At 60.4% G+C, this 22,207-nt stretch carries 21 protein-coding genes; 8 read left to right on the top strand and 13 right to left on the bottom strand.

Annotation, left to right across the window (positions count from 1 at the left end):
• Positions 1-5: 5 nt before the first annotated feature.
• From QD461_RS24210 to QD461_RS24190, 5 genes are all read left to right on the top strand, one after another.
• Positions 6-953, top strand: coding sequence for a FliM/FliN family flagellar motor switch protein (locus QD461_RS24210; RefSeq protein WP_414090018.1), 948 nt, complete (start codon positions 6-8; stop codon positions 951-953).
• A 69-nt stretch (positions 954-1,022) separates the two neighbouring features.
• Positions 1,023-1,559: a flagellar motor switch protein FliN gene (gene fliN / locus QD461_RS24205; RefSeq protein WP_414090017.1), complete on the top strand. Its 537-nt coding sequence runs from the start codon at positions 1,023-1,025 to the stop codon at positions 1,557-1,559.
• Positions 1,560-1,608: 49 nt separating this feature from the next.
• Positions 1,609-2,652, top strand: a complete 1,044-nt coding sequence (gene fliG, locus QD461_RS24200) for a flagellar motor switch protein FliG (protein ID WP_184709417.1) — start codon at positions 1,609-1,611, stop codon at positions 2,650-2,652.
• A gap of 92 nt (positions 2,653-2,744) precedes the next feature.
• Positions 2,745-3,824, top strand: a complete 1,080-nt coding sequence (gene flhB / locus QD461_RS24195; RefSeq protein WP_184709415.1) for a flagellar biosynthesis protein FlhB — start codon at positions 2,745-2,747, stop codon at positions 3,822-3,824.
• A gap of 5 nt (positions 3,825-3,829) precedes the next feature.
• Positions 3,830-4,270 carry a hypothetical protein gene (locus QD461_RS24190; protein ID WP_414090016.1) on the top strand — a complete coding sequence of 147 codons (441 nt, stop codon included), beginning with the start codon at positions 3,830-3,832 and terminating at the stop codon, positions 4,268-4,270.
• A 141-nt stretch (positions 4,271-4,411) separates the two neighbouring features.
• Here the strand turns inward: QD461_RS24190 and visR are convergent, their stop codons facing one another.
• The 13 genes from visR to QD461_RS24125 form a co-directional block, all read right to left on the bottom strand.
• Complete coding sequence (gene visR, locus QD461_RS24185; protein WP_414090015.1) at positions 4,412-5,158, bottom strand: transcriptional regulator VisR; 747 nt, start codon at positions 5,156-5,158, stop codon at positions 4,412-4,414.
• 11 nt (positions 5,159-5,169) lie between these two features.
• Positions 5,170-5,907, bottom strand: coding sequence for a transcriptional regulator VisN (gene visN, locus QD461_RS24180; RefSeq protein ID WP_414090014.1), 738 nt, complete (start codon positions 5,905-5,907; stop codon positions 5,170-5,172).
• 517 nt (positions 5,908-6,424) lie between these two features.
• Positions 6,425-8,104, bottom strand: a complete 1,680-nt coding sequence (gene fliF, locus QD461_RS24175; RefSeq protein WP_414090013.1) for a flagellar basal-body MS-ring/collar protein FliF — start codon at positions 8,102-8,104, stop codon at positions 6,425-6,427.
• Between the two features lie 165 nt (positions 8,105-8,269).
• Entirely contained in the window at positions 8,270-8,659 is a 390-nt protein-coding gene (gene cheT / locus QD461_RS24170; RefSeq protein ID WP_184709405.1) for a chemotaxis protein CheT, read from the bottom strand.
• 16 nt (positions 8,660-8,675) lie between these two features.
• Positions 8,676-9,230, bottom strand: coding sequence for a chemoreceptor glutamine deamidase CheD (cheD, locus tag QD461_RS24165; protein ID WP_184709404.1), 555 nt, complete (start codon positions 9,228-9,230; stop codon positions 8,676-8,678).
• Complete coding sequence (locus QD461_RS24160; protein ID WP_004128537.1) at positions 9,227-9,616, bottom strand: response regulator; 390 nt, start codon at positions 9,614-9,616, stop codon at positions 9,227-9,229. Before QD461_RS24160 ends, cheD begins: the two co-directional genes overlap by 4 nt.
• The gene (gene cheB / locus QD461_RS24155) at positions 9,616-10,662 is read right to left on the bottom strand and encodes a protein-glutamate O-methylesterase CheB (RefSeq protein WP_184709402.1); all 1,047 of its coding nucleotides are present in this window, start codon (positions 10,660-10,662) and stop codon (positions 9,616-9,618) included. The genes QD461_RS24160 and cheB overlap by 1 nt, the downstream gene beginning before the upstream one ends.
• Positions 10,659-11,567 carry a protein-glutamate O-methyltransferase gene (locus QD461_RS24150; protein WP_414090012.1) on the bottom strand — a complete coding sequence of 303 codons (909 nt, stop codon included), beginning with the start codon at positions 11,565-11,567 and terminating at the stop codon, positions 10,659-10,661. The genes cheB and QD461_RS24150 overlap by 4 nt, the downstream gene beginning before the upstream one ends.
• Complete coding sequence (locus QD461_RS24145) at positions 11,564-12,031, bottom strand: chemotaxis protein CheW (RefSeq protein ID WP_414090011.1); 468 nt, start codon at positions 12,029-12,031, stop codon at positions 11,564-11,566. Before QD461_RS24145 ends, QD461_RS24150 begins: the two co-directional genes overlap by 4 nt.
• Before the next feature lie 3 nt (positions 12,032-12,034).
• Positions 12,035-14,329 (bottom strand): chemotaxis protein CheA, encoded by a 2,295-nt coding sequence (locus tag QD461_RS24140; RefSeq protein ID WP_414090010.1) that lies wholly within the window; start codon positions 14,327-14,329, stop codon positions 12,035-12,037.
• A gap of 16 nt (positions 14,330-14,345) precedes the next feature.
• On the bottom strand, positions 14,346-14,711 hold the full coding sequence (cheY1, locus tag QD461_RS24135) for a chemotaxis response regulator CheY1 (RefSeq protein WP_004128526.1): 366 nt from the start codon (positions 14,709-14,711) through the stop codon (positions 14,346-14,348).
• Entirely contained in the window at positions 14,708-15,004 is a 297-nt protein-coding gene (locus QD461_RS24130) for an STAS domain-containing protein (RefSeq protein WP_184709394.1), read from the bottom strand. Before QD461_RS24130 ends, cheY1 begins: the two co-directional genes overlap by 4 nt.
• Positions 15,005-15,066: 62 nt before the next feature.
• Entirely contained in the window at positions 15,067-16,713 is a 1,647-nt protein-coding gene (locus tag QD461_RS24125; RefSeq protein WP_414090009.1) for a globin-coupled sensor protein, read from the bottom strand.
• Positions 16,714-17,434: 721 nt separating this feature from the next.
• Here QD461_RS24125 and QD461_RS24120 point away from each other — a divergent pair.
• From QD461_RS24120 to secD, 3 genes are all read left to right on the top strand, one after another.
• A complete protein-coding gene (locus tag QD461_RS24120; protein WP_414090008.1) occupies positions 17,435-18,931 on the top strand; it encodes an ArnT family glycosyltransferase in 1,497 nt (498 codons plus the stop codon).
• A gap of 174 nt (positions 18,932-19,105) precedes the next feature.
• Entirely contained in the window at positions 19,106-19,525 is a 420-nt protein-coding gene (locus QD461_RS24115; protein ID WP_414090007.1) for a hypothetical protein, read from the top strand.
• 91 nt (positions 19,526-19,616) lie between these two features.
• Positions 19,617-22,175, top strand: a complete 2,559-nt coding sequence (gene secD / locus QD461_RS24110) for a protein translocase subunit SecD (RefSeq protein WP_414090006.1) — start codon at positions 19,617-19,619, stop codon at positions 22,173-22,175.
• Positions 22,176-22,207 lie beyond the last annotated feature (32 nt).

Here is a 22,207-nt window from a genome sequence, read left to right as displayed (position 1 = left end):
CGATCATGAGCCAGCAATCCGCACAAAAGACGCCCGCGATGGATCGCACCCTCTTTGCCAAGCTCACCGGCAATCTCGGCGATCAGGCGAAGCTCGCCAAGCTCGGCACCGCCTTCGCCCAGGTCTACTCCGAATTTCTGCCCGATATCATCAAGAGCGAAACCGGACTCGAGATCAATATTGCCTATACCGGCTGTCAGTCCGGCCTCATGAACGAGCTGATCGCGAGACTTGGCGGCAATCATGCCCTGGTCAACGGATCGCTGCGCAACTGGGCACCCAAATTCGTTCTCGGCTGCGGCTCGGCTTTCATCATGACGTTGATGGAACACATGCTTGGCGCTCGGCCTGAGGACATGGAGGTGGCCATTGCCAGGCCACTTTCGGTGATGGAGCTCGATCTTTCCGTCATGGTGTTCGAGAAGATCGCCAATGTCCTTCGTTCCGCCGTCAATGCTCCCGGCGGCTTCGAGCCCTATCTGGATCCGCCGCGCAATATCGAAGATCATCCAGCGCCGCTCGCCGATAGCAACGATGATTTTGCGGCAGCGATCACGATGACGATTTCGCTCGGCAAATGCGTCTCCGAGATCATCATCATCGTGCCTCAGCGCGATCTGCTGCGGACCGTCATCAGCGCGCCGCGTGCGAAGAATCCGACAGCCGCCTCTCAGACGTGGTCGGAGCAGCTCAGCGAACAGGTGCGCCGCTCGCAGGTGACGCTTGACGCCCGTATCCGGCTGCAATCGCTGACGCTGGACACGATCTCGAAGCTCGCGGTCGGCGACGTCATTCCTTTCATGGATAATACCGGCGACGTCCGGGTCGAGGTCAGCGCCAACAGCAAGGACCTCTATATTTGCGAATTCGGCCGTTCCGGCGAAAATTATACGGTGCGCGTCAAGGACAACGTGAACTCCGACGACGAGCTTCTTCGACACCTAATGAATTGACCGGCTGGCGGATGGGCTCCCTCCCATCCACGGCAGCTTGAGGCAAGTTTCAACTGGAATAGTGATTTCATGGCTACGAAGACGATACAGCAAGACAGCGACGAATCGCTGGACATTTCAAACAGCGACGCCGCATTGGATGAGGCCATCGACGGCCTGCGCGGCGTCCTGAAGAAGGACAGCGATGGCAGCATGCCGGACCTCGATGCCGGCACTTTTGCCGCGGAGCCCAGCACGGATCTTTCCACCTTCGGCGATTTCGGCGACGACGCTTCCAGCCCAGCCTTCGATGACAGCGATTTCGGCAGCTCCTCGCCGGAGCTTGAGCCTGCTCCTCTCGGCAGCGCGCTTGCCGCCAATCTCGACATGATCATGGACATTCCGATCGACGTCCAGATCGTTCTCGGCAGCAGCCGCATGCAGGTTTCCGGCCTGATGAACCTGACCGAGGGCGCAATCATCGCGCTCGACAAGAAGATCGGCGAACCGGTCGAAATTACCGTAAACGGCCGCAAGATCGGCCGGGGCGAGATTACCGTTCTGGAACATGATGACACCAGATTCGGCATCAAGCTCACTGAAATCTACAACACGAAGAAAAGCTGAACCCGGCTCAGGATGAGCCCACTCCCTGTGCGGGATGGAGACGAAGACCATGATGGACTTTGACGATTTCAGCGGCACGCTTGCCGAGAAACCGTTATCTCAGACTGAAAAGGCGGCAGCCGTCCTTCTTGCTATGGGAAAGCAAGTGGCAGGACGGCTGCTCAAGTATTTTACTCAGAACGAATTGCAGATGATCATCGCCTCGGCGCAATCGCTGAGGCTCATCCCTCCGGACGAACTTGCCCAGCTCGTGGCCGAATTCGAAGACCTGTTCACCGAAGGCGCCGGCCTGATGGACAACGCCAAGGCGATCGAGAGCATTCTCGAGGAAGGCCTGACGCCGGACGAAGTGGATAGCCTGCTCGGCCGCCGCACCGCTTTCCAGGCCTATGAAACCTCGATCTGGGACCGCCTGGGCGAAGCAGACCCCGTCTTCGTCGCCAAGTTCCTGCTGCGCGAACATCCGCAGACCATCGCCTATGTCCTGTCGATGATGCCTTCCGCTTTCGGCGCAAAGGTACTGCTGCAGCTTCCCGAAGCCCAGCGCGCAGACATCATGAACCGCACCGTCAACCTGAAGGAAGTCAGCCCGAAGGCCGCACAGATCATCGAGAATCGCGTTCTCGGGCTGATGGCGGAGATCGATGCCGAGCGCAACGCTTCCGGCTCGACCAAGGTCGCGGACCTGATGAACGAACTCGACAAGCCGCAGGTGGATACGCTGCTCAGCTCGCTCGAATCGATCAACAAGGAATCGGTCGAAAAGGTTCGTCCGAAGATCTTCCTGTTCGACGATCTCACTCGCATGCCGCAGCCAAGCCGCGTGCTGCTGCTCAACGACATCGCTTCGGACATTCTGACGATGGCGCTGCGCGGTTCAAGTGCGGAGATCCGCGAGATTGTTCTGTCTTCGATCAGCCCGCGTCAGCGCCGCATGATCGAATCCGATCTGCAGACGGGCACGAACGGCATCAATCCGCGCGAAATCGCGATCGCACGTCGCGCCATCGCCCAGGAAGCCATCCGGCTTGCCAACTCCGGCCAGATCGAGCTCAAGCAGAAAGAAAATACGCCTGTGGAAGAAGCGGCGTAATCTCACCGCGACTCACTTGAATTGTCTTAAGGTGCTCAGCTCAGGCCGCGTTTGATGCGCGGCCTCTTTCCGTTGCGTAAAGGGCGGCTGCTTTGGCTGACGAAGACAAGGACAGTAAAACAGAAAACCCGACGGAGAAAAAACTCCGCGAGACCCAGGAGAAAGGCAATGTGCCGCACTCCAGGGAAGCGACCATCTTTGCCACCATGCTCGCGACGGTCATCTACGTCACCTTCTTTCTGCCGACACGCATGGGCCGCATGGGCGAGGTTCTTCGCGACCTCTTCGAAAAGCCGGATCAATGGAAGCTCGAAACCGGTCCAGACGCCATTTCGCTCTTCGTGCGCATAGGCTGGGAAGTCGCCAATATGGTGCTTCCCGCCGTGGTGCTTTTCATGACCTTCGGCGTCGGCGCTTCGATGTTCCAGAATCTGCCGACGCCTGTGCTCGAGCGAATCAGGCCGCAGTTTTCGCGGATATCGCCTGTTTCCGGCTGGAAGCGCCTGTTCAGCGTCAGCGGCCTGGTGGAATTCGGAAAGTCGCTCACGAAGATCCTGCTGGTCGGCGTCGTGATGTTTTTCGTGCTGCGCGGGCAGTTCTTCCATTCGATCGACGCGATGGCGTCGGATCCGCAGACGATCTTCATCCGTCTCTCGGCAATCGTGCAGCGTATCCTGATCATCGTGCTGATGGCGACCGTGGTCGTCGGCGTCGCCGACATTCTGTGGAGCCGACACCACTGGTTCGATCAGTTGAAGATGACCAAGCAAGAGGTCAAGGACGAGCACAAGCAATCGCAGGGCGACCCGATCGTCAAATCGCGCCAGCGTTCTATCGCGCGGGACCGCGCCCGCAGACGCATGATGAAGCAGGTACCCCGCGCCACCCTCGTCATCGCCAACCCGACGCACTTTGCCGTGGCGCTGCGGTATGTGCGCGAGGAAAACGACGCACCTGTTGTCGTTGCCAAGGGTCAGGATCTGATCGCCTTGAAAATCAGGGAGATAGCCGAGACCAACAATATTCCCGTTTTCGAGGACCCTCCCCTCGCCCGCTCCATGTTTGCGCAAGTCTCGGTTGATAGCGTCATACCGTCAGTATTTTACAAGGCTGTCGCCGAACTCATCCACCGAGTCTACGCCGTGCAGTCGAATGGAAAACGGGTACGATAAACCATATGAAAAAATGCCCCTACTCTGCCCAACGAGAACAAATACTTGCCGAAGCCATCAGCCCTGTCGCGAGCGAATTGCGTCTACTCGACGCCGCCGACCTGATCTCTCTCTTGCGCTTCGAACGATATGGTAATCTTGCCGATCTCGTGGCGTCGGCCGCAGAGCTGTATTTCTTGCCGGGCATAGTCAATTTCGGCCTTGGCGGCGACTACAAGCTCGATTGGGGCGGCCCCGCCGAGGTTACGCTCGATCTGGAAATCAAGCCACGCGGCGTGGTCATCTATGCCAAGCTTGCCCTGACCGAGCATTATGCCGGCATCGAGATCAACCACATCGCCTTCGACAAGGCATCCGCGGATCCGGACGAGAACACGGCGCTTCTTTCACGCAGCCTCAAGGATTCACGTTACGTCACCCGCGGCGAGCCCGTGCGAGTAATCTGATTTAGAGAATCAGGCTTTAAGGAATGACTTCTTGGAGCGGTGTGTATCGGCGGAAGCCGGACCGCCGCTCAATTTCTTTGCTCGACGATGCCGGCGAGCAGCTTCAGAGACAAAACCGCTGCGCAAGTGGGGCGATATGCTTCAGCTTATGTACCCGAAGCGAATCGCCTTCGCGATCGCCTGGATGCGGTTGACGCTGTCGAGCTTGATCGTCGCCGATCCGAGATAGGCGTTGACGGTGTGAACCGACAATCCCAGCTTCTCGGCGATTTCCTCACTGATGCGCCCATCGCCGGCAAGCTGCAGGCAGGCAATTTCGCGCTCGCTGAGCGCCTCGGCGGCCTGTGAACGGCGTTCGTCCAACGACAAGAGCTCCATCATGACCCGGCAGCTGCGGCCGTGCAGCTCGACGATCACATCGCTCGCCAGATCCATGAACTTCGCCGTGAAGACGACATAGCCGTTGCCCACGGCGCCCAGCCGCACGGGAAAGGCCACGCCGGCGAAGGGCAGAAGATGAGGTTTGAGGCGCTGGGTGAAGGCCGCGAAGTCCGGCGTCTCGGCCGTGCTGTCGCTATCGCGGCCGTTCCACATGAGCGGAAGCAGCGATTTGTCGATATGCTCGATCATCGCGTCGCCATAGGCTTCCAGGAAGGATTTGGCGATCACGGAATTGGCGGAGCCCCAATTGTCGAGCTCGCAAACCAAACGATGCTTGTGCGGCAAGCCGGAGCCATGCAGGCGGTAAACGGCGAAGTGCTGCGCATCGATCAGCTTCAGCATCGCAACGAGTTTTGGAAAGAGATCGGAGCGGCCAGAAATCCGGCTCGAACGGGTCTGCCGTGGTTCTGCCGGCATGTCCGTCGTCCTGTCTGGCTGATATCGCATTCAACGGGCCTTCAAACGAGGTTGTTTCGAACAGCGAAGGCGATCGCCTCCGACCGGGTCTTGGTAGCCGTCTTGCGCATGACGCTGGTGATATAGTTATTGATGGTATTGCGCGAGATACCCAGGATCATGGCGATCTCGTCGCTTGTCTTGCCCTCGGCAATCCAGAACAGACACTCGAGTTCGCGTTCCGTCAGGTCGAAATCGCGCTCCAGCTTATCCTCGAAACAACGGGTGCAGCTGGCAAGGTAGCCCGCCAGCAAACCCGCGTCGCGCAGCCGTTCCGACGAGAGCGATACGGATTCACGCGTCAGCAGCAATAGCGAGAAACGCGTACGGCCGACATTGAATGTCAGCGCGTAATATTGCCGACCGACGCCTTGCGGCAGTTCTAGATCGTCAGGAAGAGAAGCGAGGTTCGGCTGGAACAATGACATGCATTTTTCCAGCTCGCCGATGCGGCCGTAACCGCTTGTCAGCTCCGACGCCAGGCGCCTGACGAGATCGAAGGGCCAATCGGAGGAAACAACGAAATCCAGGCCGCTTTCCTGAATGAAGTCGCAGCGCACCAGAAGATAGTGAGTGGCGCCGGCATAGCTGGCCAGCGCCCGCAAGCCGGCCTGCAGATAGGTCGGGCCGGAGGTGGCACTCAGCTGCAGGATGAGCTGCTCGCGCGACATGACGGCGGCGGGCGCAACTGGCCGCACATCCCTATCGCCCTTGCTCATCTGCGATATCTGTATGTCCATTCCCGCATTTCCTGCCGCTGGTGGACGATCCGTCGTCAACGAGAGCATCATTCAGTCTAAGCCTAGGCGCCAGCCCGGAGAATCAATCATGACATCCACAGGGCTTCGGAGCCGAATCATTGTTTACCGCGACACAAACACATCCCGGTGAAGCAGGGCAAATCAACACACCCATTATCGATTTTTACTTTGACGATCATGCCGTAAGAATACCGGCAGACACGACCGACGAACCATGGACCGGTTTTCCCGCCCCGGAATCTGCGAGCGCACTGCGCTTGCGAAACACCGAGATCGGCAGACGATTCGCGCCAGTTAAACGGTTAACAAGTATAGTTCGCATATTAGTAAGTCGATTCTTTCTACCCAGCAACGGCTTTTACATCAAAATTCCATCTTACGAACACGTCAAATTACTTGGCTGAGTCGAGCCGGCAACAATGGCGCCCGCGAAAGAGACAGCGACATGCAGCTGTTCCGGAAATGCAAACGACCGGGATCTCTCCCGGTCGTTTCATCATGCGGCCTGATCGACGGCCCATTTCCTGAGGATTTTTGCGGCGCGTTCTTCGCTGATTTCCACCATGCGCGAAAGACGGCGCTCCGGTCCTTCCTTGACGCGGCGGTTGAAGGTACCGCTGTCGTCGCCCATCGTCAGCAGATCGTCGGTGCTGTCGAAGCCGAAATCCGAGCCGAAGCCGTCCATCAGCGCGGCGCCTGCGCCGCCCGCCGGAGGCGCGAAGTCCGGCAGTTCGAGGCCGGCTGCCTCGGGCAGTGCCGTGCCGCTGGCCGCACCGCCGCTCAGCGAGCGGATCAGCGGACGGAAGCCCACCCAGACGATCAGGAAGGCGACTGCGACGAAGGCCAGCGAGTTGATGATGCCAGCCAGGTTTCGGCTCAGCATTTCCGTGATGCTGAAGCCTGAAGCCGTGTCTTCCAGCAGCTGATTGTCGAGGAAGCTCATCGCATTGACGGTTACGACATCGCCGCGGGCCTGATCGGCTCCGGCAGCCGTCGCAACGATCTTCTGCATCTCGGCGATATAGGCATCGACTTTCGCCTGATCGGCACCGTCGCCAAGCATCTGTGCAATGCGGCCCCTGTTGACCACCACCGCGACCGAGAGCTTCTCGATCTTGTAGCTGTTGCGGGTCGTCGCCGTCGTCTTGCTGTTGATTTCGTAGTTGGTCTGCTCTTCGCGCTTGTCGGACTGATCGTTCGACGTCGGTGTGTTGCCGCCCGACTGCGGAGCCGCCTGCGGGATATTCTGCTCAACCGTCGCCGCCGTGTCGGGCTGGCTCTGCTGCGATTTCTGCGCTTCCTTGACCGTGCGGACGGAACGTTCGACCTTCGACTCCGGATCGAATGTGGTCTCATGCACCTGCTGGCTGTCGGTGTTCAGCTGTGCGGTTACGCTGGAGCGAAAGTTGTCCATGCCAAGGAACGGTGCGAGCGCCTTGTTGATATTGCCTTCGATCTCGCCCTGCACATTCTGCACGATGCCGAGATTGCGGCTGAGCGCGCCGTTGCTCTGATCGTCACCCGAAGCGAGCAGTTGGCCGGTCGAATCGAGGATCGTGACGTCATCGACTTCCAGACCGGGAACGGCCGAAGCGACCAGGTGGCGGATGGCGGGCGCCGACTTGCGCGCTGCCTCGGCGCTCGCCCGGATCATCACCGATGCCGTCGGCTTCTGATCGGCCTTACGGAAGTTGCCGACATCCTGCATGACGATGTGAACGCGCGCCGCGCTGATGCCGGCGATCGAGGTGATGGTACGGCTGATCTCGCCTTCGAGCGCACGCACGCGAGTGACTTCCTGCATGAAGGAGGTCAGGCCCAGCGAGCCGACATTGTCGAAGAGTTCATAGCCGGCCTTGCCGCTCGTGGGCAGACCGCGTTCGGCGAGCAGCGCACGGGCCTTGCCAGTCATCCCGGCCGGAACGGTCAGGCTGGTGCCGTCGGTGCCGACCTGAAAGCCGATCTTGGCTTCGGCGAGTGCGATGCTGATCTGATTGAGATCGGTGGCATCCAGGCCGACATAGAGCGTTTCCTGTGCTGGCTTGTTGACAAAGAGGGCCGCCAGAAGGACTAGCACAATGGAAGCTGCGCCGACGCCACCCATGATCATTAGGCGCGTTTTGCCCAGATTCTGGATGTTCCGGAATAAGGGAACTAATTGATTTAACAGATTCATTCTGTTCTCGCACGATTCGTCAAAGACCTGATGCCTTTGTGCTCCGTAGCGAAAATAGAAATCGAAACTTGTGCGAACGTTTCGTCCGGCCCGCCTGGAAGGAAAAAGCGGGGGAGAATCGGAGAAAATTACATAAGAAAAACAATATCCGTCGCGGATGCCCGATCAGAAGAAATCGAAATCGCCGGCCGCCTTTGCCATGGGCTGCTGATGGGCGTGGAAATTGCCGCCGCCGAGCGCCTTCTGCATCTCCGTCAGCTTGACCAGGCTCAGTGCGGCAGCAAGATCGACCGTCCATCCCTCCGGCATGCTGCCGGCAAGGGTATCGATGAATTCGGCGATGCCTCGCGTCTTCTGGACGGCAAGATCGATGCCTTGAAGAACCTTCATCGTGCCGGGCGATTCCAGTACCTTTGCGCCGCCGACATCCAGCAGCTGCGGCTCAATACGCTCGATCAGATAGGCGACATCGTGCAGTTCGGAGACGATGCGCAGGAGAATAGCCGGAAGCAGATCCTCGGTGTCGGTCATTTCGGCGCGCTGGAAGGGGGTCATGCGGTAGCCTCGCTGATCAGAAAAATTCGATCGTATTGTCGACCGGCTTTGGAGCCACGACGGGACGCTGTTCGAGCGCCACGGTCTTCTGCGTCTCCGCGCCGGTGAGCGGGTATTGCCTGGCTCTTCCGGAGATCGGCCAATATTCAATCTTGCGCCCATGTTCGCCGCCGGTGCTCGAGCCCACGACGGGTATGCCTTCGTCCTTCAGGAACTGCATGGCGAAGGCTGCATTCTGCTCGCCGACATTGGAAAAGGTCGCGATCGTCTTTGCGCCGCCGAAGACCTTGGCCTCCAGCCGATCGCGACGCGCACCCTTCTTCAAGAGGCCGTTGATCAGAAGCTCCATCAGGTGCACGCCGTAGCGCGTCGCATCACCACCGCTCGTCGGCGAACTTGCCATTCCCGGGAGGAGGAAATGGTTCATGCCGCCGACGCCGGCGATCGGGTCGCGCAGGCAGGCCGCGACGCAGGAGCCGAGAATGGTGGTCAGCACCACTTCCGGATCGTTCACGACCTTGTACTCGCCCTGTATGATGTGAACGCGGCGGGCAGCACCCTCGACGATCATTTCAATGCTCCGAACACGGCTTCGATAGCCGCTTTCATTTTTTCGATGGTGAAGGGCTTGGCCAGGACGTTGTTGGCGCCAAGCTGGGCCGCTTTCTGGACCAGTGCACGGTCACCCTGCGCCGTCAGGATAATGAAGGCCGCCTTCTTCGTCGTCGGATTGGTGCGGACGGCCTGGAGGAGACCAAGCCCATCCATCTTCGGCATGTTGAAGTCGGAGATGACCAGATGATGGGGCTGCTGCTCCATGATCTTCATCCCCTGCTCGCCGTCGCCGGCCGCCGTGATCTGCTTGAAGCCGAGCTGCGTCAGCGCATCGCTGAGCAGGAGGCGGCTGGTGACCTGATCGTCGACGATCAGAACTTTGATTTTCTCCGCTAGAGACATTATTCGCTCCCTTCCTTTCGGGCGGCTGTTATTTTCAAAATTTCCTCGCCAATGGCGTTCAGCGGAAACTGGTGTTCGACGGCGCCAAGCTCATGGGCGACCCTCGGCATGCCGTAGACCACGCAGGTCTTCTCATTCTGGCCGATGGTGCGCGCACCCGCGTGGCGCATTTTGAGGAGACCGGCAGCGCCATCGCGGCCCATACCGGTCAGGATCACGCCGACGGCATTGCGGCCTGCCAGTTCGGCAACCGAATCAAACAGCACGTCGACGGAAGGACGATGGCCGTTGACCGGCGCGCCTTCGACCAGGCGGCAATGGGGGGCGGAAGAATTGGCGATCCGCAGATGCCGTTCCCCACCTGGCGCCAGATAAATCTTGCCGATCGCCAGCCGTGCGCCGTCGGTCGCTTCCTCAACGACCGGCGCGCAAAGGCGGTTCAGCCGTTCAGCAAAGCTGCGTGTAAAGGTCGGCGGCATATGCTGGGTGATGACGGTCGGCGGACAATTGGCCGGGAATTTCTGCAGCACATTGATCAGTGCCTCGACACCACCGGTGGAGGAGCCGATCGCGACGATCTTGCGGCCGACTCGGAAATCGGCAACCGCCGGAGCCGGCGGAGCGCGCTCGGCGACGGGCTTGACGTATTGCCGCTGCGAACGGGCGGCCGCCTTGACCTTCTCGGCCAGATCGCCAAACGGATGCGGCTCACCGGGCGAAGGCTTTCCGACGCAGTCGAAGGCACCGATTTCAAGCGCAGCGAGCGTCGCGTCGGCGCCGCGATGGGTCATCGTGGAAACCATGATGACCGGCATCGGCCTCAGCGTCATGATCTTCTCGAGAAAATCGAGGCCGTTCATATTCGGCATCTCGATATCGAGCGTAACGACGTCGGGATTGAGTGCCTTGATGGCGGCACGCGCCTCCATCGCATCGCCCGCCTGGCCGACGACGTCAACCTCGGGGTCCGAGCGCAGCACGGCGGTAATGAGACCACGCATGGTCGCAGAATCGTCGACCACGAGAACACGGGCAGCGGCGTTCATGGTTTTCTCCCCGCGTTTTTACCGAGATAGCGATAGGTGGTAATGCCGATATTGTCGAAGAGGTGCTTCGATTCCCCCGCGACACGCTCGGAATGGCCGATATAGAGGTGGCCGCCTTCCTGCAGCTGGCCGGCGAAACGCGACCAGATCTTCACCTGGGTCGGCTCATCGAAATAGATGACGACGTTGCGGCAGAAGATGACGTCGAAGGTGCCCTTGAAGGGCCACTGCGCCATCAGGTTCAGTTCGTTGAAGGTGATGAGCCGCTTGACGCGATCATCGATCTGGAACTTGCGGCGACCCTGGACATTGACCTCTTGGAACCACTGCTTGCGCATGGCAGGCGAGATCGTTTCCAGCGCGGCCTCATCATAAGCGCCGGCGCGCGCAAGGCCCAGTATCTTCGGATCGATATCCGTTGCCAGGATCTTGAAATCGAGCTCCGCCACATTCGGCATGAGCGACAGCACCGTCAGTGCGATCGAATAGGGTTCCTGCCCGTCGGAACAGGCAGCCGACCAGATCCGCACGCGACCGCCGGCCTTGGCACGAGCCAGCAGGTCCGGCAGGACTTCAGTGCGCATATGATCGAAATGATGGTTTTCGCGGAAGAAGCGGGTGAAGTTCGTCGTCAGATGCGACAGCATCTCGCGCCGCTCCGCACTTCCGGCCGGCGAAGACACCAGCAGACAATAGTCACGGAAACCTGGCAGGCCCAGCGCGCGGATATGCTTCGACAACCGCGAATAAACCAGCGACGCCTTGCTTTCGTTGAGGGAAATGCCCGCATCCGCATAGATCATGGCGGCGATCTCGGCGAGGTCGCGCCGGGTCAGCGGATACTCGCCGCTGGCCAGGATCTCGTCCGGTGATGCCTTGAGATCTATTGCTCCCATCACACTCATGCAGCTTCGCTTTCACTCTCGGGGAACAGGGCTTCCAGTTCGATCAGGCAGATCATACGACGGTCGATGGCGACGATACCGCGTGCAAACTGCCGCTCATGGTCGGACGAGACCTCCGGCGTCGGCTGGATGCTGTCGTCGGTGATCGTCAGGATGTCGGACACGGCATCGACCAGGAGGCCGACAACCTTGCGCTTGACTTGGGCGACGATGATCACATGCCGAGCCGTCGGCGCCGCGTTCTTCATGCCGAGGCGGCTGGAAAGATCGATGATCGGCAGTACGGCGCCGCGCAGGTTGATGACTCCGAGCATATAGGCAGGCGCATGCGGCATGACGGTCGCGGGAGTCCAGCCACGAATTTCGCGAACGGACATGATGTCGACGCAGAACTCCTGATCGCCGATCCGGAAGGCGATCAGCTCCCGGACCCCCTGGGTCAGATTCTTGACGGCATAGGACATAAATCAACCCACCGCTGCGTAAGACATTTCAGGCTTCAGCGACTGGCCGCGGGAAGCGCCGACCACCGCGTCGACATCGAGGATCAATGCGACGCGGCCATCGCCGAGGATGGTTGCGGCCGCAATGCCGGGCACGTGCGTATAGTTGGCTTCGAGGCTCTTGATGACGACCTGGCGCTGGCCCTGGATCGCATCGACCATCAGCGCACGCTGGCCGCCGCCTTCCGATTCCACCAGCAGCGCGACGCCTTCGACCGGATTGGCCTGCGTGGCACGGAAGTTCAGGATGCGACCAACATCGACCAGCGGGCAGAAGCTGTTGCGGATCGAGATCAGGCGATGATTCGCACCGAAGGAATGGATCGCGGACGCCTCCGGCTGGAGCGTTTCGACGATGGCGGTCAGCGGCACGACCAGGGTCTGACCGGCAACCGTCACCACCATACCGTCGAGAACGGCAAGCGTCAGCGGCAGGCTCATGGTGAAGACGGAGCCCTGACCAGGCCTGGAGCTGATATTGATGCGGCCGCCGAGCGCCTGGATCGAGCGCTTGACCACGTCCATGCCGACGCCGCGGCCGGAAATGTCCGAGATCTTGTCGGCCGTCGAGAAGCCCGGCAGGAAGATCAAGTTATCGACTTCCTCATCCGAGAGATTGGCGTCGGCCGCGATCAGATCATTGTCGATCGCCTTCTGCCGGACCTTTTCGCGGTTGATACCGGCGCCGTCGTCGGCGAGTTCGATCAGGATGCGGCCGGAACGGTGCTTTGCCGTCAGGCGGACGGTGCCTTCCGGGTTCTTGCCGAGTGCCGCTCGCTTTTCGGGAGTTTCGACGCCGTGGTCTACGGCGTTGCGGATCATATGCGTCAGCGGTTCGGCAAGCTTGTCGATGACGGTCTTGTCGACTTCGGTGTTTTCACCTTCAGTGATCAGGCGGATCGACTTCCCGGTCATGTCGGCGATTTCACGGACGATACGCGACATACGCTGGAAGACCGGCTTCACCGGCTGCGCGCGGATCGCCATGACGCTGTCCTGAATCTCGCGGGTCAGCTGCTGCAGCTCCTCGAGGCCCATATTGATCGATGACGTGCCGTTATTGTCGTTCTCGATGACGCTCTGGGAGAGCATCGCCTGATTGATGACGAGCTCGCCCACGAGGTTGATCAGCCTATCCACGCGGTCGAGATCGACACGAATGGTCTGGCCGACGCCGGCGGCTGCATTGTTTTGCGCGGCAGCGGCGTTGGCGGCTGCGGCGGCAGCAAGAGCCGCCTCCTTCTTTTCGACGCGGGCGGCAACGGCGGCAAGCTGCGTGACGTTGCTGGCTGTTTCAGCTGCGGCAACGGCGGCAGCGGCATCGCTCTTTGCCGCGGGAGCTTCCTCGATTGCCTCGGCAACCGGCTCGCTGCGCTCGTCATCGAGAATGGAAAGATCGAAGGGCACCGGAACCATCGGCAGCTCTTCATCGCCAGAGGAACCTGCGTCGGCTCTGACAGCACAGACATCGAGCTCGCAATCCCATTCCGCAAACTCGAAGACGGTACGGATGGCATCTTCGCCCTTGTCCGTCTTGATCGAGATCGTCCACTTGAAATAGGCGCCTTCCGGGTCGAGTTCCGGCAGGCTCGGCAACGCGTCCAGATCGCAATAGACGCTCATCTCGCCCAGCCGCGCGAGGTCGCGCAGCAGCAGCGTGGCGTCATTGCCCTTGGCGTAGAGATCGGAGCGCGGCTTGAAGGTGACTTCATATTCCGGCATGGCATCGGCGGAGGGCTCATCGGAGCCGAAATCATCGTCGAAGCTGAACGGGATCGGCTGGAAGCCGCTGTCGTCGGTCGGTGCAGGTGCAGGCGCCGCCGCGACCGGCTTCGGAGCCGGCTCTGCGACGACTGCCGCGGATGATGCGGGCACATCGCCATTAGCCAGCGCCTCAAGCTCCTTGACCAGCCCGCGGCTGCGCGCCGGATCGACGCTACCGCCATCGCGAGCGGCATTGGTCAGGTCGGCCAGCACGTCGGCAGCCTTCAGCATGACCTTCAGGACATCCTGGGTCGGCTCCAACTTATTGGATCGAACGCAATCGAGCGTGGTCTCGAAGACGTGAGCGAATGAGACCAGGTCGTCCAGACCGAAAGCCCCTGCCCCACCCTTGATGGAATGAACGGCGCGGAAGACGGCATTGACGGTTTCCGGATCGCGGTCGCCATCATTCATTTTCAGGAGACCGGATTCCAGTTCGGCGAGCTGCTCTTCGCACTCCTGGAAGAAAATCTCTTTGATTTCGTTCATATCCATAAGGGGCGGGTCCTGTTTAGGCGGTTACGCGCTCGATGGCATCGATCAGCTTAGCGGGGTCGAACGGCTTGACGATCCAGCCGGTTGCGCCGGCCTGGCGGGCGCGATTCTTCTTTTCAGCGTCACTCTCGGTCGTCAGGACGAGGATCGGAACGGCGCGATAGCGGTCGTTGCGGCGCACGCCCTCGATGAAGCCGAAACCGTCGAGGCGCGGCATATTGATATCGGTAACGATCACGTCCGGATTGGCTTCTTCCAGAATTTCCAGGCCTTCGACGCCGTCTTCAGCCTGAATGGTCTCGAAACCCGCATTGTTGAGGGTGACGAGAAGCATGTTTCGAATGGTCCGTGAATCATCCACGGTCAGTACTTTCTTCTTCATTGCCGGATCTCCTTGGCAAGCAGATGAGAGATGTCGACCCCAATCATCTGCATCGTTTTTTGAAATGCGTCCGACACCTTGGAAAAAGTGAAGGACAGCTTGTCCTCATCCCAGGTCTTGGCAGCGGCCATGATGACCTGCATGCACAAGGCCCCAACCCTTTCGACGCCGGACGCATCGATCACGACATTGCTGCCGCGCATCCCCATCAACTTGCCGCGCAGCGTCGAAGCCTCGTTGAGGTCCAGCACCGCGGCCAGACTGATTGTCTTTTCGCCTTTCCTGCTCGGCATCGCTCTATTCCTTGTTGTCTGAAATCGGGCCTGCCGGCCCGCATGTGCATGAAACGGTTAAATCAATAGGCATTGCGTTCGCCTCCCATCGCCGCTCTGCGAAGCGGGAAGCCGAAGTCGGCCATTTCGTCCTCATCGCCTCCGACGTTGAATTCGTCGCGGGCGGGAAGCTGTCGCTGCTGGGCGGCCTTCACCGGCGCCGGAGAGGCCATATGCCGCCGCTCCCGCTCGATGCGAAACTCGCGGATGGTGCGGCCGAGTTCAACAACAACGGTCTGGAGGTGATCGGCGCTTTCCTGCGAGCGATTGGCCAGGCCTTCGCCAGCGGCAGCACGCGTGCTGAAATCGCCAATATCAGCCGAGAGCGAATGCAGGCCGGCCACCTGCACGTCGCTCGCCGCCGCGATCCCGGAAATTGCGTCGTTGATATCCGTTACCTGGCGGACGATGCTGCCGATCGCATCCTGCGTGCGGCCGACCATCTGCACGCCGGCGTCAACCTGCGCCTTCGTGCCCGAAACCAGAACCTTGATTTCACGCGCAGCATCGGCGGAGCGCTGCGCAAGCGCGCGAACCTCCTGGGCGACAACGGCAAAACCACGGCCGCTGTCGCCGGCGCGAGCGGCCTCGATACCGGCATTCAAGGCGAGAAGATTGGTCTGGAAGGCGATCTCGTCGATGACGCCAATGATCTGGCCGATCTTCTCGGCCGACGTCTCGATATCCGCCATGGCCGATATCGCCTGCCCGACAATCCGGCCGCTGTCTTCTGCAGCGCTGCGCGTTGACGCTGCGGCGCGTTCTGCAGATCGGGTACTGGCGGCATTGCCGCGCACCTGATCGGCAAGCTCGGCAAGCTGGCGCGCCGAGGTTGCGAGCCCTTGCGCGTGTTCTGCCGAATTCTCGACGAAGGATCTGGAGGTACGCGCGATGGCATCCGTCGTCGCTTCCGCCGCCTGCACGCCGCTGGAGAGCACCGCAAACTGCTGCCGGATGTCTTCGAGAGCAGTGTTCAGCGCTTCGGCCACTTCCATATAAGCTTCGGGACAATCGGCAGGCAGGCGGGCCGTCAGATCGCGACCGGTAAGGCTGTTGGCCAAATCGGCGATAAGGCCTGCCGCTTCGGTGCGATCGGCAAGACGCTGTTCTGCCAGCGCCCGCTGATGCCCGATGCGCAATTCATTGAAACGCAGGGATACGGCAATCTCGACATCGACCATGACAAGGCGAACGACCGACGTGACCAGTTCCTTCAGCTCACGCGCACGGCGCTTGGCTCCGGGCAGGATGGCCCGGCCACCCATCTCCTCGACGAGGCCGGTCAGAATATGTTCCAGCATTACGCCGTGACCGGCAACATGCCAGCGCGGATCGAGCCCCATCTTGCTTTCGCTGTCGGACAGAACCTTGACGCGCTCGGCATAGAGGCTGTCGAAGCGGGCGTCGGTCAGAACATCCCAATGGGACGACTGCAGATCCTGAAGCCGTTCGAGCTGGCTTTCGCTGGCGAAATTGCGGGCAGCGTCCGGAAACGTCTGGAAACGGTGGAAAAGATCGCGCAGGCCGGACTTGAGATGAGCCTCAAGCATTGGCCGGTTATGGCGCAGGGTCTCGCATTGTCCGGCGTCGAGACCAGCAAAACGCAAGCGGTCGCGAAGGCTGCCAGCCTGCGCCCTACCTGCCTGATCTGACGGCGAATCTTGCGCCAAAATCGTCCCCGCCGAAGTGCCGCGCGCGCAAGCGCCGGCGAACCGCTGATGATCCGCGCCAGGCGCGATGAGGACGCGAGGAAAAGCACAGGAAGCCGCCGATCAATTGATCGAGGCGCTGAAGCTCGCTCGTTCATCAAAGTCTTTTGCGGACCTGTTTGATGAGATGGATACCGGATCGGACCCGGTACGACGGGGCGGCTTCATGCCTGCTGAGAACGAGTCACAATTTTCCCATTCCGACGTTCAGCCTCATTATTTATGGTTAATTCCTTGCCCGAAGGTTAATGACCTCAAGCCGACCGTTCTGTTTCGATCACCTCCGGGCCGGGGCCGCCCATTGTGCGTGCTCAGACACGGGAAAAAGCCGCTTCAACGCAAGTCACGAGCAAGCTTCATGCCCTAGTGCTCAAGGCGCAGACACCTCGATGTCGATACGGAGAGAGCAATGATTGTTCTTGGTTTGACCGCCTCGCTGATGGCCGGCATGACGCTCGCGGCCTTTATGCTTTTGTGCCGTATCGAAGAGGCACGCGGCAGCAGCGCCTCTCGCGTCCTTTAACGCCGCCTGGCAGGACATACCGATTTCGGACCCGCCTGGACGCCTCGCCGCGTAATTAAAGGCCGGCGCCTTCCCACGTTTCTCGTCCGCCAGTAGCTAGCATTAGCCTTGATAAATCCGTATTAAGCCTCACAACTTGGCACCGAGATCTATCTTTTAATGTCCGATACGAACCAATCCCGAACAAATACCCAGACGCTTTCTCTGGGAGTAGCGCTTGCGATTATCTTCGGCGTGACGCTTTGGCGCGTGCTCATGCTGCTGATCAACAGGACGGATCTGTTCGTCGATGAGGCGCAATATTGGTTCTGGGGTCAGAATCTCGACTTCGGCTATTATTCCAAGCCGCCGATTATCGCCTGGGTCATCCGCTTCTTCAATATTATCTCGGGATCGGACTCCACCTTCTGGATCCGCATATCCGCGCCGCTTTTCCATCTCGCCACAGCATTGATGCTGATCGTCACGACGCGCCGGCTCTTCGATGGCGAGGAAGGGCGCGCTATCGCCCCTTGGGCCGGCGTGATCTTCATCACACTGCCGGCTGCGTCGCTTTCGGCCGTGCTGGTGTCGACCGATACGATCCAGATCCTGTTCATCACGATTGCGATCTGGGCCTTTCTCGGCCTGACCAGGCGTTCCTCCGTCTCCGAAGCGTTGATCCTCGGCATCAGCCTCGGTCTCGCCTTCATGACAAAATACTCCGTACTCTTCCTGCTGCCGGGCGTGGGCATCGCCATGCTGACGCTGCGTTCGGCGCGAATTGCATGGCGAGACGTGGCCATAGCCGCTGTCGTAGGCGCCATCGTCGTGGCGCCCAATCTGTGGTGGAACCTCACACATGATGCGGCGACCGTAAAGCACACGGAAAGCATTGCTCGCTGGAGCAGCGACGACAGCGGAACCAGCGCCCTGAAACACCTTTTCAACGGACTCGGCTTCGTCGGCGCCCAGTTCGGCGTCGTCGGTCCGGTCGTGTTCTTCGCGCTGTTGTGGGCGACTTGGCGGTTGATCAGCGGGCAGAGCGACGACAAGGAAAAGCTGCTGTTCTGGCTGTCGATGCCCGTGGTGATCCTGATCTCTCTGCAGGCTCTTTTCGCCAAGGCCTACGCCAACTGGGCCGTATCCGCCTATGCCGCAGGCACCATACTCGCCGTCTGGCTGCTGTACCGCCTGACGAAGAAGGGCCTGGTCACCTCGCTGATCATCGGCGCGATCGTCGCCGTCGTCATTCCCGTGCTGACGGTCTTCGCGCTTGACGTGAAAATTCCGGGTGGCGATCTCGTCATGAAGCGCTATGTCGGCCGCAGCATCGTCAGCCTGGAAATCGCCGATATCGCGACGACCGCGAAGTTGCCTGACATCGTCGCCTCGGACCGCGCCATTCTTGCCGACCTCTTCTATACGCTGAAGGGCAAGCCATTCCAAATCTACGCCCGCAATTTCGGCGGCTTCCCTAGGAATTATTACGAGCAGGATTTCTCCCTGCCCGCCGCTGTGACCGGTCCTGTTCTGTTCGTCGACACCGACCCCATCACCTGCCCTGAAGGCCAGGCCGAGCTCATCAAAAGCTGGTCACCTCCCTTCGGCGACATGAAGGGCGATACGCTCCATGCCTATCGCGTCCCGGCAAGCTGCCTGGCGCCGAAGCCGTGATCACTGATGGTTTTGGCATGGAAGAAATCGCGCCGGGACGGTTGACCGGTTGGCGCAACTGCATCATGACAAGTGCAACATGACGGGCCGCACTATGAAGACGCAGGGCGTCCTGATATCATGACCGAACTGCCGGAGTTCGCGCCGGCAAAGGAAAGAAGGCATTTCTGACCGTTGAGCCCGTTCGAATTCGGCGCTGCCGACAGCGAAGATAGAGACGACAGGACGCACCGCGCCGGAGCGCGCGTGATCGCCTCGCTGTTCGTCGCGTTCTTCGCCTATATCGGACTTGCGCTTGGCGGCGGCATCAATCTCGCGACGCGGGCGGATGCAGATGCGCTCTCCTCCGGCAAAGACACACAGCCGCTTTACCTTTCCATACGCGACCCCATTCGCGGCATCGTCGTTGCCGACCGTCTGGTGACGCCGAAGGCGACCTGGAACGATATCGGACCAGCGACGCTCGCCTCCTTTCCCTTGCTCGAGCATGTGGCCAGGCCTTGGCAACCCAGCGATCAAGCCAGCGTATCGCTGCTCGAATCCACTCATTCCCGCGTCTATCTTGCCCGAGCGCCGCCGGTCAGCTTCGCCTGAGCCGTTAGCGCCGACGCGCGCATTTCCGACATGACCTAACTCCGCCAGCGGCCCGACCGTTGGCATCAGCGTATTTCCAAGGATAATACCCATGCGCACTTCACCATGGCTGGTGACACTATATTCAGTGATCATCGTGCTTGGCTTTCTGATTGCCTTGCCGAACGTGCTTCCGCCGTCGGCCCTCAGCAAAATTCCATCCTGGCTGCCGCATAGCCAGGTTTCCCTCGGCCTCGACCTTCGCGGCGGTTCCTATCTCGTCCTGGAAGTCGACGAGAAGGACCTGACCAATGGCCGGCTGCAGTCCCTGCAGCAGGATTCACGCCGCGTGCTGCGCGACAAGAACATCCTGACCCGTTCGATCGTCCGCAACGGCAACCAGATCGTCGTAACGCTTACCGACCCCACGCAGAGCGGCGCGGCGGTAACCCAGCTGCAGACGCTGGCCAACACGATTACTTCGGGCCTTTCCGCCGGCCAGTCTGACCTGACGATCGCGCCGAACGGCGCGACGATCGCCATGTCCTTCTCGCAGGCCGGCATTTCCGCCAACGTCGATTCCGCCGTCCAGCAGAGCCTTGAAGTCATCCGCAAGCGCGTCGACCAGGTGGGCGTTGCCGAACCGACCATCCAGCGCGTCGGCCCCAACCGCGTTCTCGTCCAGCTTCCGGGCGCACAGGATCCGTCGCGCCTGCGCGAACTGCTCGGCTCGACCGCGAAGATGTCCTTCCACCTGCTGGCCGACAACGCCGACCCGAACAATCCGGCGCCTGGCGTCACCATCATGAAGGACGAGCAGGGTAACAACTATCCGGTTCTCGACCGTATCGAACTGTCCGGCGACCGCCTGACCGACGCTCGCGTCAGCTTCGATCCGAACACGCATGAGCCGCTCGTCACTTTCCGCTTCGACAGCGCCGGTGCCAATCGTTTCGCTGAGATCACCCGCGAAAATGTCGGCAAGCCTTTCGCCATCGTACTCGACAACAAGGTACTCAGCGCGCCGAATATCCGCGAGCCGATCACCGGCGGTTCCGGCCAGATCTCTGGCAACTTCACCGCCGACAGCGCCACCACGCTTGCAGCCCTGCTGCGCGCCGGTGCCCTGCCCGCCAAGCTGACTGTCATCGAAGAACGCACCGTCGGCGCCGASSTCGGCGCCGATGCGATCCAGAAGGGCATCTATAGCGGCCTGGTAGGCTTCGTTCTGGTTGCCGCCTTCATCTTTGTGCTCTACGGCTCCTGGGGTATCCTCGCGAATGTCGCGCTGCTTATCCACACGGTCTTGACCTTCTCGGCCCTGACGCTGGTCGGCGCCACGCTGACGCTGCCCGGCATCGCCGGCGTCGTCCTCGGTATCGGCCTTGCGGTTGACGCCAACGTTCTCATCAACGAGCGTATCCGCGAAGAAACCCGCAAGGGCCAGAGCGCCTTCGCCGCCATCGATAACGGCTTCAGAAAGGCCTATTCGACGATTATCGACGGCAACATGACGGCCCTGATCGCGGCCGCCATCCTGTTCTACTTTGGCTCCGGCCCGGTTCGCGGCTTTGCCGTGACCATGGGTCTCGGCCTCATCATCTCGATGTTCACCTCCGTCGCCTTCGTACGCGTCGTGATGATCGCCATCACCCGTCGCCGCAAGCTGAAGGTGATCAACATCAGGCCGCTGATCCCCTTCAGCCCCTATGACAAGCACATCCAGTTCATGAAGGCCCGTTTCTTTGGCGTCACCGTCTCGGCGATCCTGTCGATCGCCTCGGTGGTCCTGTTCTTCCATCCGGGCCTCAACTACGGCGTCGATTTCCGCGGCGGCATCCAGATGTCGGTCAAGACCAAGGAAGCGGCTGATTTGGCGACTTTCCGCGAGGGCCTGAACACGCTCGGCCTCGGCGAAATCGCACTGCAGTCCTTCGGCGACAACAACAGCCTCCTCGTCCGCGCCCAGCGGCAGGACGGCGGCGAAGAGGCGCAGACAGCCGCGGTGACTAAGCTCAAGGCAGAGATCGTCAAGATCGACCCGAGCGCGAGTATCGAAGGCACTGATGTCATCGGTCCGAAGGTTTCGGGCGAGCTTGCCCAGGCCGGCATCCTGTCGGTCGTGATCGCCAGCCTCGCGATGCTGTTCTACATCTGGTATCGCTTCGAATGGCCGTTCGCGGTCGGCGCCATCATCACGCTGATCCTCGACATCACGAAGGCGATCGGCTTCTTCGCGATCACCGGCCTCGATTTCAACCTGACGGCCATCGCCGCGATCCTGACGCTCGTCGGTTACTCGGTAAACGACAAGGTCGTGGTCTATGACCGTATGCGTGAAAATATGCGACTCTACAAATCGATGCCCCTGCGAGAGATCATCGACAAGTCGATCAACGAGACCCTGGCGCGAAGCCTCTATACCAACGCCACCGCTTTCCTGGCGCTGGTGCCGATGGCGATCTGGGGCGGCAGCGCCGTCTCCAGCTTCGCGATCCCGATGGTATTCGGCATTCTCGTCGCCGGCGCCTCTTCGGTCTTCATCGCAGCGCCGACCCTGCTCTTCCTTGGCGACTGGCGCCGTCGCCATGCCAAGCCCGCCGCCAACGATACGTCGTCGACCGACGGCAAGTCGGGCAAGGGCAACAAGCAGATCCCTGCCGCGGAATAAACGGCTGCTCGATTGCAACAGGACATGCCCGG

Source organism: Rhizobium sp. BR 314, assembly GCF_047445805.1.
Classification (GTDB): Bacteria; Pseudomonadota; Alphaproteobacteria; order Rhizobiales; family Rhizobiaceae; genus Rhizobium; species Rhizobium lusitanum_B.
Note: the sequence above shows the minus strand (reverse complement) of the source record. Positions and strands in the feature narration are given on the sequence as shown.

Bases quoted from the DNA above. Each gene is read 5' to 3' on its own strand.
- QD461_RS24140 (WP_414090010.1), bottom strand. From the start codon at position 14,329: ATGGATATGAACGAAATCAAAGAGATTTTCTTCCAGGAGTGCGAAGAG.
- QD461_RS24210 (WP_414090018.1), top strand. From the start codon at position 6: ATGAGCCAGCAATCCGCACAAAAGACGCCCGCGATGGATCGCACCCTC.
- visR (WP_414090015.1), bottom strand. From the start codon at position 5,158: ATGCGATATCAGCCAGACAGGACGACGGACATGCCGGCAGAACCACGG.
- fliN (WP_414090017.1), top strand. From the start codon at position 1,023: ATGGCTACGAAGACGATACAGCAAGACAGCGACGAATCGCTGGACATT.
- fliF (WP_414090013.1), bottom strand. From the start codon at position 8,104: ATGAATCTGTTAAATCAATTAGTTCCCTTATTCCGGAACATCCAGAAT.
- QD461_RS24160 (WP_004128537.1), bottom strand. From the start codon at position 9,616: ATGTCTCTAGCGGAGAAAATCAAAGTTCTGATCGTCGACGATCAGGTC.
- cheD (WP_184709404.1), bottom strand. From the start codon at position 9,230: ATGATCGTCGAGGGTGCTGCCCGCCGCGTTCACATCATACAGGGCGAG.
- cheB (WP_184709402.1), bottom strand. From the start codon at position 10,662: ATGAACGCCGCTGCCCGTGTTCTCGTGGTCGACGATTCTGCGACCATG.
- cheY1 (WP_004128526.1), bottom strand. From the start codon at position 14,711: ATGAAGAAGAAAGTACTGACCGTGGATGATTCACGGACCATTCGAAAC.
- QD461_RS24130 (WP_184709394.1), bottom strand. From the start codon at position 15,004: ATGCCGAGCAGGAAAGGCGAAAAGACAATCAGTCTGGCCGCGGTGCTG.
- QD461_RS24190 (WP_414090016.1), top strand. From the start codon at position 3,830: ATGAAAAAATGCCCCTACTCTGCCCAACGAGAACAAATACTTGCCGAA.
- QD461_RS24120 (WP_414090008.1), top strand. From the start codon at position 17,435: ATGTCCGATACGAACCAATCCCGAACAAATACCCAGACGCTTTCTCTG.
- visN (WP_414090014.1), bottom strand. From the start codon at position 5,907: ATGGACATACAGATATCGCAGATGAGCAAGGGCGATAGGGATGTGCGG.
- fliG (WP_184709417.1), top strand. From the start codon at position 1,609: ATGATGGACTTTGACGATTTCAGCGGCACGCTTGCCGAGAAACCGTTA.
- QD461_RS24150 (WP_414090012.1), bottom strand. From the start codon at position 11,567: ATGAGTGTGATGGGAGCAATAGATCTCAAGGCATCACCGGACGAGATC.
- cheT (WP_184709405.1), bottom strand. From the start codon at position 8,659: ATGACCCCCTTCCAGCGCGCCGAAATGACCGACACCGAGGATCTGCTT.
- QD461_RS24145 (WP_414090011.1), bottom strand. From the start codon at position 12,031: ATGTCCTATGCCGTCAAGAATCTGACCCAGGGGGTCCGGGAGCTGATC.